The 12849-nt window shown below is 58.6% G+C and carries 12 protein-coding genes; 10 read left to right on the forward strand and 2 right to left on the reverse strand.

What is annotated here, in order from left to right:
* Positions 1-35: 35 nt before the first annotated feature.
* Genes ISN74_RS08965 through ISN74_RS08975 form a run of 3 tightly spaced genes read left to right on the forward strand, consistent with a single transcriptional unit; the run spans position 36 to position 2119 of the window.
* Positions 36-1325, forward strand: coding sequence for an NAD(P)/FAD-dependent oxidoreductase (locus tag ISN74_RS08965; protein WP_188798996.1), 1290 nt, complete (start codon positions 36-38; stop codon positions 1323-1325).
* Positions 1322-1672: a tRNA-binding protein gene (locus ISN74_RS08970; RefSeq protein WP_188798997.1), complete on the forward strand. Its 351-nt coding sequence runs from the start codon at positions 1322-1324 to the stop codon at positions 1670-1672. The genes ISN74_RS08965 and ISN74_RS08970 overlap by 4 nt, the downstream gene beginning before the upstream one ends.
* Positions 1673-1684: 12 nt before the next feature.
* Complete coding sequence (locus tag ISN74_RS08975) at positions 1685-2119, forward strand: GNAT family N-acetyltransferase (protein WP_188798998.1); 435 nt, start codon at positions 1685-1687, stop codon at positions 2117-2119.
* Here the strand turns inward: ISN74_RS08975 and ISN74_RS08980 are convergent.
* Positions 2116-3048: an MBL fold metallo-hydrolase gene (locus ISN74_RS08980; RefSeq protein WP_188798999.1), complete on the reverse strand. Its 933-nt coding sequence runs from the start codon at positions 3046-3048 to the stop codon at positions 2116-2118. The two genes, ISN74_RS08975 and ISN74_RS08980, sit on opposite strands and share 4 nt — an antisense overlap.
* Before the next feature lie 361 nt (positions 3049-3409).
* Here ISN74_RS08980 and ISN74_RS08985 point away from each other — a divergent pair, with 361 nt between their 5' ends.
* The 7 genes from ISN74_RS08985 (at position 3410) to ISN74_RS09015 (ending at position 12057) form a co-directional block, all read left to right on the forward strand.
* The gene (locus ISN74_RS08985; protein WP_188799000.1) at positions 3410-6865 is read left to right on the forward strand and encodes a response regulator; all 3456 of its coding nucleotides are present in this window, start codon (positions 3410-3412) and stop codon (positions 6863-6865) included.
* A gap of 178 nt (positions 6866-7043) precedes the next feature.
* Positions 7044-7421, forward strand: a complete 378-nt coding sequence (locus ISN74_RS08990) for a hypothetical protein (protein ID WP_203546729.1) — start codon at positions 7044-7046, stop codon at positions 7419-7421.
* An 85-nt stretch (positions 7422-7506) separates the two neighbouring features.
* On the forward strand, positions 7507-9267 hold the full coding sequence (locus ISN74_RS08995) for a copper resistance system multicopper oxidase (protein ID WP_188799002.1): 1761 nt from the start codon (positions 7507-7509) through the stop codon (positions 9265-9267).
* Positions 9264-10106: a copper resistance protein B gene (locus tag ISN74_RS09000; RefSeq protein ID WP_188799003.1), complete on the forward strand. Its 843-nt coding sequence runs from the start codon at positions 9264-9266 to the stop codon at positions 10104-10106. The genes ISN74_RS08995 and ISN74_RS09000 overlap by 4 nt, the downstream gene beginning before the upstream one ends.
* Positions 10107-10114: 8 nt before the next feature.
* Positions 10115-10705 (forward strand): c-type cytochrome, encoded by a 591-nt coding sequence (locus ISN74_RS09005; protein ID WP_188799004.1) that lies wholly within the window; start codon positions 10115-10117, stop codon positions 10703-10705.
* Positions 10706-10771: 66 nt separating this feature from the next.
* Positions 10772-11548 carry a sulfite exporter TauE/SafE family protein gene (locus ISN74_RS09010; protein ID WP_188799005.1) on the forward strand — a complete coding sequence of 259 codons (777 nt, stop codon included), beginning with the start codon at positions 10772-10774 and terminating at the stop codon, positions 11546-11548.
* 140 nt (positions 11549-11688) lie between these two features.
* Positions 11689-12057: an HU family DNA-binding protein gene (locus ISN74_RS09015; protein WP_188799006.1), complete on the forward strand. Its 369-nt coding sequence runs from the start codon at positions 11689-11691 to the stop codon at positions 12055-12057.
* A 111-nt stretch (positions 12058-12168) separates the two neighbouring features.
* On the opposite strand, the gene ISN74_RS09020 is transcribed toward ISN74_RS09015, so the two are convergent.
* A complete protein-coding gene (locus ISN74_RS09020) occupies positions 12169-12849 on the reverse strand; it encodes a class I SAM-dependent methyltransferase (protein WP_188799007.1) in 681 nt (226 codons plus the stop codon).

The raw sequence follows: 12849 nt of genomic DNA on the forward strand, positions 1-12849 counted from the left end.
CGTCCAACCGCCCCGTGTCATCCTCACGTACAGGTATGAAGCAGTCACCGGTTCCGTCCTATTACCGCGCCACGGCGACACCGTATACGCCTTATGAGCCCCTGCAGGGGCGGCATGAAGCGCGCGTGGTCATCATTGGCGGGGGCTTTGCGGGACTGAATATCGCCCTGGGGTTGGCCGAGCGTGGCGTGCGCGATGTGGTACTGCTGGAGCGGCAACAAATTGGATTTGGCGCTTCGGGGCGCAACGGCGGCTTTGTGTTCGGCGGCTATTCGCTGGGCGAGGAAGCTTTGCGCCGTCAGCTCGGTGGCGAACGCGCGCGAAGCATTTTTGAGCTGACTACGGCCGCCGTCCAGCGGATACGAGAACGCGCAACGCGTTATGCGATTCCCTGTGACGTGGTCGACGAAGGGATCATCTGGGCCAACTGGTTTCGCGATCCGGAAGTGTTGCGCAAGCGACAGCGTCTGCTTGCCGATCATTACGGCGTGTATTGGGACTGGTTGCCCCAGGAAGAGCTGCGTGAACGGGTGCGCAGCGAGCGCTATACCGACGGCCTGTATGAACGCAACGCGTTGCATCTACATCCGCTCAATTACGCGATCGGGCTCGCTGCTGCCGCGGCAGAGCAGGGTGTACGCATTCATGAAAACAGCGATGTATGGCGTCTGCGCAAGGAAAACAGTCACTGGCTGATAAGCACGCCTCAGGGCGAATTGCAGGCCGAGCACGTTGTGCTGGCTTGCGGGGGATATCTGGCCGGTTTGCGTCGCCAAATTGATCGCTCGGTATTGCCGATAGCCACCTATGTCATGGTGACCGAGCCGCTCGGCGATCGTCTCGATGAAAACTTGCAAACGCGCGCTGCGATCTACGACACGCGCTTTGCCTTCGATTATTACCGCCCCTTGCCTGACAAACGCTTGTTGTGGGGTGGGCGCATCTCGATCCGCAACCGTTCGCCGGCTGCCGTGCAGCGATTGCTGACGCGGGATCTGCTGCGCGTGTTCCCGGCGCTGAAAGGCGTCCGCATCGATTACGCGTGGTCGGGTTTGATGAGTTACGCACGGCACCAGATGCCGCAGATCGGAAGCAGCGGCGACGGCTTGTGGTGGGCGCAGGCATTTGGTGGCCATGGTCTGGCGCCCACGTGTGCGGCGGGAGAACTTCTTGCCGCAGCGATTGCCGAGGGCGGGGAAGGCTGGAAGCAATTTGCCGAGTATGGCCTTGCTCATGCCCACAAACCGCTAGGATTCATGGGCGCGCAAGCCAGCTACTGGTGGTATGAATTCAACGATTGGTTCAAGACGAGTCTCGAAGGATGAGTGAACAAGCAGCGGTCGAAGAAATCAGCTGGGCTGATTTCCAGAAAGTGATGATCGTGGCCGGTACGGTCACCCGGGTAGAGCCTTTCCCCGAGGCCCGCAAACCCGCCTGGAAGGTCTGGGTGGATTTTGGTCCGTACGGCGAGCGCAAGACCAGCGCGCAAATTGCGGCCTTGTATACGCCCGAATCGCTGATCGGCCGACAGATTGTCGGCATTATCAACTTTCCGGAAAAGCAGATCGGTCCGTTTCGTTCCCAATTCCTGTTGACCGGGTTTCATACCGAACAGGGCGTCGTGATCACAACGGTGGAACGTCCGGTGCCGAACGGTGCGCGACTGTCCTGAGATCATCCGCCGATGAAGCTGCGCAAGGCCGGTATCGACGATGCGCCGGAAATTGCCCGGCTGGCTGAGGAACTGGGTTATCCGGTGTCCCCCGAAGCCATGTGGGCTCGTTTGGCTGCGCTCCTGTCGCACCCGGATCATCACATCAGCGTCGTGGAAGATGATGACGCACTGCATGGCTGGATTGCCGTGGAGCATCGTCGGACGCTGGAATCCGGCGATCGCATGGAAATCGTAGGCTTGGTGGTTGATGCGAGCCGCCGCGGTAGTGGGGTAGGACGGATGCTGGTGGCGGATGCCGAGCAATGGGCGCGGCAATGCGGGTTCCATGTCATTTCGGTGCGCTCCAATATCGTGCGCGAGGCCTCGCACCCGTTCTACGAGCATCTTGGCTACGCACGCCGTAAAACTCAGCATTACTACGTCAAGCCGCTAGCGAGCGCCTAACGTCGTTCGCGATCCAGCCACACGCCCAAACCTTGCGCGTTCAGTTCGATATCCGTGCCCAGCCAATGCATGAGCGCGGCGCGGTCGCCGTGCCAGCCGTGCTCGGCCAGACGCGTGGCATAGAGATCGGCAAGGGCTGTTGTAAGCTGTAAATGTCGATCCTGCGCGTCATCATTGGCATGGGTGGCAACGTTGACCATCGCATCGATCATTTCGTGCAGCCTGGCGGCAAGATGTTCGACGTTTTCCACGCGGCCGTAATGGGTGAGATACATCGCCTCCGGCTTCAGCGCCAGCAGACGATCAATGGAAGCATGCAACGCTTCGGGATCGAATTGAACCGGCGTTGTCGTCGGCAGGATGAAAGGGCCTTTGGCCGTATCGAGTTCGCGATAGGAAAGGCCAAACGTATCGCCGGTGAAACATACCTTCGCGTACTCATCGTAGATGGCCATGTGATGCTTCGCGTGGCCTGGTGTATCCAGGCAGCGTAATGAGCGGCCACCAAGGTCAATAACGAATGGGTCGTGTGCTTCCACCACGCGTTCCGCTGGTATGGGACGCAGTCTGCCATAGGCGCTTTCCATGACTTCAGCGCCATACACGGCCAAGGCACCTGCCCAAAGCTGTGAGGGGTCGATCATGTGCCGGGCGCCGCGAGGGTGTACCGCGAGTCTGGCGTTGGGTAGTCGTGCCATCAGCTCACCGGCGCCGCCGGCATGGTCCAGATGAACGTGGGTGAGGATCAGCCAATCCACCTGTGATGTTTGCATACCCGCTGCAGCCAGGCCCTCCAGCAGACGCGGAACGGCATGGTTGGTGCCGCAATCGATAAAAGTGGCGTGTCCGGCGTGGACGAGCAGATATGCCGCGTCGAATTGCGGCCGGACGAAGCCGGTGTCAATCGTATGAATGCCTTGCTGGGTCATGGCGAGTGTCCGATGGCGGCGTCAATATGGATCGTTCCAAAAGCCATTCTGATCGTTCTCGCGTCCATTTTTAAGATGAGTCCGATATTTATGAAATGGGGCGGCTCTTACGATCATCAAACCTGTGTTCCCTCCAACGGTGTTGTCCTTCAGGCCGTTAAAGCCTGAGGGGTTTTTCTTACATGGGGGCCCGGGTCTCGCGATGCCGACCGACTTTTTCCCTTGCGCAGCTACGCCATGACAGATGGTGATGTGCCCAGGATGTGCACGGCTCGACATTTTTGCACTTGCTTCGCCGAACTTTTGCCATCGCGCGACGCGTTCAGCTTGATTGCCTTTCAAGAATCATCGGACGAATAAGATGACGATGCCTGAGCCTGTTAAATATAAAGACCTTACAGGCCAGCGGGATATTTCTGCGTTGGAGAGGCATCAACGGCACTTGCTATATGGTGGCGGCGCGTTTCTTTCCGTGATCATTCTGCTGATCATGACGGCGTCCATTCTGCTCACCATCGACGACTACAAATCCGATCAGCTGGACAGTTTCCGCAAGGCCAAGATGGCGCTCGACTCCGCGTTCATTCAACGCGACGCAGGTTATATCCGCACCCTTAACATGATCGAGTACGTGTGGAAAAACAAAGCGAGCGATTTGGTTGAAAAGGGGGATGAGGAACTTCCTGGCTTCGTCACCCATGACAATGAAGCTGTCATTCGGGGCAGCGAAGAAGGTGTGCCGTGGTTGGTGCTTGGGCGTAATGGGAAAGCCTTGCCCAAGGAGAAAGTGGAGCGTTATCTCGGCTTGATCCGGGAGATGTCCATCATCAGCAGCACCTCCCTGACGATACGTAGCGATCAAAGCGGAAGCAGGCCCTCAACGGCCGTTAATTTCTACGATCCGAGTGAGATGCTGTTCGCCTTTGGCGTGGACGCCCGGGCGACCGGGCTGGATACGGTTGCCCAACACGGTGACCGCGCCGACCTGTTCGACAAGTTAGTCGTGCCCAGCGTCGATTTCCATGATACCCACGCACTCAATGATATGCGCCGGGGCAATCCGCGGCTGTTGTTCTATGGCAAAGGGTTGCCGCAGATCCTTACCTCTTTCGGCAAGAATCCGTTGACGGAGGAGCCAGCCATTCTCGGCACGATTGTCGCCATGGATGGCGACGAGCCCATTGGCGCCTTTGTGGCTTACGAGCCGGTTCAACCGTTCGTGGACGAGGTGCATCGGATTTCCTCGCTTGAGATGACGGTTGTCTCAGACGATGGTCAAGCTATCTTTGGAACAGGTTCTGCCGTGCACAGCGAAGCGGTGGCTCGTGCCGTTAAGCCCTTTCTCGTGCTGAATCCGTCGAAAAGCGATGTGTTGACGTACCGCAAAGGCGGCATGTTCTTCGTCGCCGAGCGCATTGCCGGTACACCCTGGACGCTGGTTCGCGCATATAGCTGGTCGGACATTTTGCGAAGCGAGTCTGCGCCGGTGTTGGTCGCCATCACCTTGGCCATTTTGCTGCTGGGAACATTGTGGCTACTGTTGACCCGTCAGGATCGCGGTGTTTTTGCTCCTGTACTTGCACGGGCAAAACAGGTTTATCAGAGCGAAGTTCTGAATCGCACCATGATCGAGACATCGCCGGTCGGCTTGTGCGTGATTGCGGCGAATAACGCTATCCCTTTATTGCAAAACGACTTGGTCAAGGGGTACGCCGCCGGGGTTCCCGATCCTGATAATACGTTTTATAAGCAATTGCTGCAGGACTTCATGCATGCAGAAGGCACGCTTAGTGGTCGTCCGGACGCTCGTGAGTTCAATTTTTCGCTGCAGGGCGATGATGCGGAAGGCCTCCGTCATTTATTGGTTGCGGCGATGCCCATCGTTTATCAGGATCGCCATGCGATCTTTTTCGTACTTCGCGATATCACGGCGCGGACAGAAATCGAAGAGAACCTGCGCCGCGCGAGGCAGGACTCGGAAGAGGCACGGCTGGCAGCGGAATCCGCCAGCCGTGCTAAAACCTCATTCGTAGCCATGATGAGTCACGAGATCCGCACGCCGCTCAACGGCATTCTCGGGCATCTGGAATTGTTGGGACGTTCGCGGCTGGAACCGGAGCAGTGCGAAAGGTTGGAGCGCATTCGCCTTTCGGCCGACGCCTTGTTGGCCGTCATCAGCGACGTGCTTGATTTTTCGCGCATTGAAGCGGGTCAGTTGGATATCGACCCGGTTCCATTTGAATTGCGGCCCTTGATTGAGCAAACGGCATTGCTTTACGCACCGGCGGCGCAGCGCAAAGGACTGAAGCTCTATTACGCCACGGAGCCCGGCTACACGCCATGGTACGTGGCGGATGCGCATCGCATCCGGCAGGTGCTCAACAATCTTGTCAGCAATGCGGTGAAATTCACGGAATCAGGACGAATCATTTTGCGCGCCAGGCAGGTTCCGCCGAAAGCGGATGAATCAGCACGCCTGCGCTTTGAAGTCATCGATTCCGGCATCGGCATGACGGAGCAACAGCGGGAGCAAGTGTTCCAGCCTTTCTCGCAAGCAGATGCCAGCATCTCGCGTCGCTTTGGCGGAAGCGGGCTCGGCTTGACGTTGTGTCAGCAGATCAGTGAGCTGATGGATGGCGAGGTGGATGTGCAGAGCACGCCGAACGTGGGAAGCGTGTTTTCGCTGGAAGTGCCAGTTGCCGTGGATGAGCCAGTGCGGGCGCATGAACAGGCCAGGCTCCAAGGGAAGCGGATTGCTCTGCTTTCCGCTGCATCGGAGTGGCGTAACGAGATTTCGGCGCTGCTGGCTGGCTGGGGTGCCGAGGTCATGACGGCGACCCTTCCATCTGAGCTGGACCCAGATTGGGTCCAGCAAGCCGATGTTTTGATTATCTTTGGTACATGGCGTTCGTGGCTTGATGATGACGAGCAACTTCTCGTCATGCGTGCAAAACGCACTGTAAAGGCGATTGGGAATGGGCCGCTGCTGCCGGAGCTTCGCGACGGCATTCGCTTTATCACGTGCTACTCCAGCAAGGCGTTGCTCGCTTCGATTCTCGATGCGGAACCTGTTGCGGGAGGACATGCGGTAGATCTGTCGAGGCGTGACCACAACCATCCGGCGGCGAAGCAGCGGCGTACGGTATTGCTAGTCGATGACAATGAGGTCAATCGCGAACTCATCCAGCAACAGCTCGAAACACTTGGATACATGGTGGATACCGCTGAAGATGGCTTGGCGGCTTTGCGGCTGTGGCAGGACGGGCGCTATGAGATGGTGCTCACCGATATCAATATGCCCAATATGAACGGTTATGCGTTGACGCAACGGTTGAGGGCGCAAGGTGTCACGGTGCCCATTGTCGCAGTGACGGCTACGGCGTTGGCAAGCGAGAAGGTGCATTGCAAGCAGGCAGGTATCAACGATCTCTTGCTTAAGCCCTTGTCGCTGGAACGACTTGGTGAAGCCATGGTGCACCATCTCCGTGCGGAAGCGCCTTCGACGGGCTCGTGCGTGAAACCGGCGTGGGCTGGCAAATACCCTGAAAAGGTATCCCGTATCTTCGTGGAATCGGGCACGCGTGATCTGCACGCCATTCTTGCCGCTGCTCGTGCGCAGGATCAGGAAGCAATGCTCGCGCGTATCCATTCCATGAAGGGTGCACTGCTCATGCTTGGCGAAAAGGACGCCGCGACGCAATGTGCGTCGCTGGAAAAACACATCGACGCCGAAGGCATCGACGCTGCGCTGTCGAGTCTTGAACAGCTCGAGGCCACGATGTGTCGCTTACTGCAATCCTACGCGGAATCGCTCTGACTCTTGCGGGTTTCTGCTGCGTATGAAAATGGGGCGCGTGGATGCTTACCACCTGGACTCACACCAGGGTCAATAGCCGTGACGCGTAGCATTTTCTGGCAGGGAAGCGGCAGCGCCGCGCTGTTGAGCCCTGGCGCCCTACGGAGCTATGCTTGCCAGTATGCCTGCCGTGATATCCATGCGTCGCCTGCGTTCCTCGCGTTTTCTGCGAGTCATGGCGTTGTTCGCGTGGGTGATGCTGGTGGCGGTATCCATGCCTGCGACCGCCGCGAGCACAGACGGCAGCGCGGCGTATCACGCGATGCCCGCAGCCATGGGTTCGATGATGGGGCATAGCATGCAGCACGCTGCAGCCGCTGGTGGTCATCACGATGGCTGCTGCGGCAATCCTTCTCATCCTGCCTGCCAGTGCGATGCCATGTGCGGCAGCGCATTGCCTCCTGCGTTGCCAGCCATGTCAGGTGCGGGAATACCTGCGGCCCGCTATGCCATGCTTCGGGGCATCGACGCGCCGACCGTCGACCCCATTCCTCCTTTGCGGCCACCGGCCACCTGATTACTCCACTTGATGAATCGTCCCGGCTGCCGCGTGTTCTAGCGCGAGTAGCTGGGGGTTTTTCGCGTTGCATGGAGTAATTCCCATGAATAGGTTCGATCCGCTGTCTGCGACGCATCTGTCGCGGCGGCGATTTGTCCAGGGCATGGCCCTGGGCGGTGCCGTGGTTGCGCTCGGCGTGCCACGGTCCTCCCGTGCACGGGCAATGGCCCGTGTCAACGAAACCAGCAGTTTGAGCGGTTCCGATTTCGCATTGGACATCGCAGAAACGGCAGTCAATTACACCGGCAAACAGGTCGTGGCCACGACCGTCAACGGCAGCTTGCCCGGTCCGGTCTTGCGCTGGAAAGAAGGCAGCACGGTACGCATTCGCGTTACCAATCGCCTGCGTGTGCCGACATCCATCCACTGGCACGGCATCGTGTTGCCATTTCGCATGGATGGCGTGCCTGGTATCAGTTTTGATGGCATTCCCGCGGGCGAGACGTTCGTCTATCAGTTTCCAGTCAAGCAATCGGGCACTTACTGGTATCACGCGCATTCGGGTTATCAGGAGCAGACCGGCCTGTTTGGCGCCATTTTGGTGGACCCGGCTGCTGGCGAGCGGACTCACGTTGATCGCGACCACGTAGTGATGCTCAATGACTGGACGGACGACAATCCAGGCAGCATCTTCGCTAGGCTAAAAAAACAAAGCGATTACTACAATACCGCGCAACCCACGGTGGCCGATCTGATTCGCGATGCGCGACAGGTCGGCCTGAGCGAAGCCTTGCGCATGCGCAGGATGTGGAATGCCATGCGCATGAATCCCACCGATCTTGGCGATGTTTCTGCTCTCACTTACACCTATTTGTTGAATGGTCAGGCGCCCGCTGGCAACTGGACGGGCCTGTTTACGCCAGGCGAAAAGGTGCGGTTGCGTGTTATCAACGGCTCAGCCATGACCGTTTTCGATGTACGCGTACCTGGCTTGAAAATGACTGTCGTCAGTGCCGATGGGCAGGATGTGGAGCCGGTCGAGGTCGATGAGTTTCGCGTCATGCCGGCAGAAACCTACGACGTGATCGTTACTCCGCAGGAAGATCGCGCATATACGCTGTTTGCGCAGTCCATCGATCGCAGTGGTTATGCAAGAGGTACGCTGGCGCCGCGTCCTGGTATGGAAGCCGATGTGCCCACTATGGATCGTCGCGTGTGGCTGGGCATGCAAGACATGATGGGATCCATGGATGTTGATCAGCATGCAGTCCATGACAAGCACGATATGGCGGCCATGCAAGGCATGTCTGGCATGGCGGATTCGGATATGCCGATGCATGACATGCCGGCTGCCGCTAGCAATCTCAAAACAAGCCCCGGCGTGGATACGCGTACCGCGCATCCACGCACCAGTCTCGACGATCCCGGCGTCGGGCTGCGCGACAATGGGCGCCGTGTACTTACTTATGCCGACCTGCACACGATCGGCGGAGCCATCGACCCGCGTGCGCCGGAGCGGGATATCACACTGCGCCTGACCGGCAACATGGAACGCTACATGTGGTCGTTCGATGGCGTGAAATTCTCAGACGCCGAACCGATACGTTTCAAGATGGGCGAACGGTTACGCATCGTGCTCATCAACGACACCATGATGAATCACCCGATTCATCTGCATGGCATGTGGAGCGAACTGGAAAGTCCGGACGGACATTTTCAGGTACGCAAACACACGGTCAACGTGCAGCCTGCGCAGCAGATCAGCTACGCGGTAACCGCTGATAATCCGGGACGTTGGGCCTACCACTGCCATATGCTCTTTCACATGGAAGCGGGCATGTTCCGCGAGGTGGTCGTGGCATGAATGCGTACTTACGTCATGTCGTGATCACGAATCGCTGGCGTATGGCAGCTGCATGGTTGTTCATACCGATGGCAGCTACCGCACAGGATGCGGGGATGACGATGCCCATGCCGGATATGCCATCCATGCAGCAGATGGCTGCGCCGGCATCATCGTCGAACGACGCGTTGCCGCAAGCGGCCTCGATGCAAAGCATGGACATGAGCGACAATGCTTCTCACAGCATGTTGTTGGTCGATCAGCTGGAGTATGCCCACGGGTACGGCGGCAATGGTCCGATGTGGGAAGCCGAAGCCTGGTATGGCAATGACAGTAACAAACTGTGGCTGCGCAGCGAAGGCGAGGGCAGTCGTGGACAACTCGATGATGGCGATATCGAAGCTTTCTGGAGTCATCCTGTTTCCGCCTTCTGGAGCACCCAACTCGGCGTGCGGCACGATCTGGGTATTGGACCGCAACGCAACTGGGCGGCCTTTGGACTGGAAGGGCTGGCACCTTACTGGCTTGAACTGGAGGCCACCGCCTATGCGAGTGAATCCGGCCGGCTTGCCGCACGTTTGCGGGCGGAATATACCCTGCGTTTCACCCAGCGCTGGATACTTCAGCCGGAATTCGAAACCAATCTCTACAGCCGGGACGATGCCGCCCGATATGTGGGAAGCGGTGTTTCCAATGCTCAGTTGGGGCTGCGACTTCGTTACGACGTGACGCGTCAGTTCGCCCCGTACCTGGGCATCGTCTGGACCCGCCGCTTCGCTGCCACCGCCGATTTTGCGCGCATGGAGCGCCAACCTGTTTTCGACCGGCAATTCGTGGTCGGCATTCGTATCTGGCTATAGGAAATCTCATGAAACGACGTATCGAATATCGCACCAGCATCGTCGCCGGCATCGTGGTGCTGGCCGTGCTGGCTTTTGCCTATGCCTGGTCCGGCTTCTACAACATCGGCGCTGATTCGCCGCATGATCCGTGGACCTATCGTTTCCTGACCATGGTAAGGGAGCATTCCGTACAGCGCCATGCGCGGGGTGTCGACGTTCCGAAGCTGGACGATCCGACGCTGATCCTCAAAGGGGCTGGACAATACGCAGCCATGTGTACGGGCTGCCATCTGGCACCGGGCATGCATGATTCGGAAATTCGTGCAGGTCTGTATCCGCAGCCACCGAACCTCTCACAGCAACGGATCGACCCGCGCGAAGCGTTCTGGATCATCAAGCACGGCATCAAGATGAGCGGCATGCCGGCCTGGGGCGCCACGCATGACGATCAGACCATCTGGAGCATGGTCGCCTTTCTGCAGCAGCTTCCCAGTATGACGCCTGCGCAGTACAAGGAGATGGTTGCCAAGGCGCCACCCGATGACGACATGGGTGATATGGATATGAGCAAGGACAATGATCAGGCGCATCCGGACAGCGACGGAAAAGCGCATTGAGTACCTGCTAGGGTGCGGCCCCCCCGGGTATGGTTTATGGGGGCGTTTTCGTTAAAGTGCTTCGCCATGGGCCTTCTTTCATTGCATGACTTGCTCGCCGTTCTTTGTGGATCGGTCGTCGGTTTTTCCTTGGCGCTGATCGGCGGTGGTGGGTCCATCCTGGCGATGCCGTTGTTGCTTTATGTCGTGGGATTGCACGATCCACATAGGGCGATTGGTACCAGCGCATTGGCTGTGTCAGCGAATGCTTTTGCGAATTTGCTGCCGCATGCCCGGGCCGGACATGTGCGCTGGCCGGCTGCTTTCATGTTTGCGGCTACCGGCGTTGTTGGCGCTTTTCTTGGCTCAAGTCTTGGCAAGGTCATTGATGGGCATCACCTGCTTGTCTTGTTCGCGCTCCTGATGCTGGTCATTGCCGCGCTGATGCTGCGCGGCAGGGGCGGGCACGACGGCACCGGCTATCCGCGCAGGCACATGTATGCGCGTCTGGGGCTGGTGGGCTTGGGGGCAGGCATCCTGGCCGGATTCTTCGGCATTGGTGGCGGTTTTCTTATTGTTCCGGGGCTGGTCTTTGCCAGCGGCATGGCCATGATCAATGCGATCGGCACCTCGTTGTTCTGCGTGGGCACCTTCGGTTTGACGACGGCGATCAACTACGCCGCGTCCGGCCTGGTGGCCTGGCCAGTGGCGCTGGAGTTCATCGCAGGCGGTGTCGCAGGAGGCTGGCTGGGCATGTCCGCTGCTCAAAGATTGTCCAGAAAGCGCGGGGCGCTATCGGTCCTTTTCGCGGCTGTGATCGTGGCAGTTGCCATTTTTATGCTGGCAAAAAGCTTGCTTCCCTAGTGTCCCGGGCATGCCAACCGCCGCTGAACGCATTTTTTATAGGTTTTTTTGCGTTTGCTAGTTGGCGACGCCACAAATTTCCCCTACATTTCAGCACGCCGATGAGGCATTTCAATAATCCAATAACGATGGGGTAGTCCATGGCAAAGAAGGCAGCAAAAGGCAAAACGGCATCCAAGGCCGCCGCAGCTCCGAAGCCGATCAAGGAAGCACTGAGCAAGTCCGCTCTGGTTGCCCACCTGGCTGAGGTCACTGAAGTTGCGTCGAAGGACGTGCGCGCGATTCTTTCCGCGCTGGAAGGTGCTGCACACGCATCGATCCACAAGAAGGGTGCCGGCGTGTTCACCCTGCCGGGCCTGCTGAAGATCACTGCCGTCAACGTTCCGGCCAAGCCGAAGCGCAAGGGCATCAACCCCTTCACCAAGGAAGAGCAGTGGTTTGCTGCCAAGCCCGCCACGGTGAAGGTGAAGATCCGCCCGCTGAAGAAGCTGAAGGACGCGGCGCTCTGATCCACCTGCCGGGCCGGATGCCTATGCTCCGGCCCGGCAAGCTCGGGATGCGTTACTGCAAGGCGGCGCATCCCGCTCCTGCGCATCCAACGCCAATGGCCGTTGCAGCGCCTAAGCGTTTTGCACGATAAAGATGACCGATGCCGGTTTGCTGGTAACCGGATGCAGCGGTTCACGCATTTCGCAAAGCCGCCAGCCGGTGTGCGCAAACAAGGCAACCCAGCTCGCCAGCGTTCGGAAATACCACGGTGCGGGCGAGGGGAATGTTGAGCCGAATCCCGTCCATTCCTCTGTTCTCCAGCCGTCCATATAGGCCTGCTCGCCGCAGGCGGCAAGCGGATGTACCGTTTGTACGATCAGCCGGCCTCCTTCTTCCAGCAAGCCCGGCAGCGACGTCAGCAGTTGCTCTACCGACTCCTTGCCCAGCAGGGCGAAATTGCAGACCAGCGTGTCCGCCTTGAGCTGCAAACATCCCGTGGCGATCTCCTCGTAAGAGGCAAGCTGGAACTCACCCCCTGCGTCGCGTGCTTGCGCGATCAGTGCCGGCACGGCATCCACCCCCATGGCGCGAATGCCCTGGCTTGCCAGGGCACGCACCAGCCACCCCTCACCGCAGCCTATGTCCAGCACGGAGCGCGGCTGTGCATCGCATATCGCGTTGACTATCGCGTGGTCAGTAACCAGGCGCCGGCTTTCAATATGGCCACCGCGTACCGTCTGTGCCCATGCTGCGGCATTGTGGTGCCAACTCTGCAGGACTTCGTTTTCAGGACTCTGGTGGCGATAGGTCAT

This window comes from Dyella caseinilytica, from assembly GCF_016865235.1.
GTDB classification, from domain to species: domain Bacteria; phylum Pseudomonadota; class Gammaproteobacteria; order Xanthomonadales; family Rhodanobacteraceae; genus Dyella_B; species Dyella_B caseinilytica.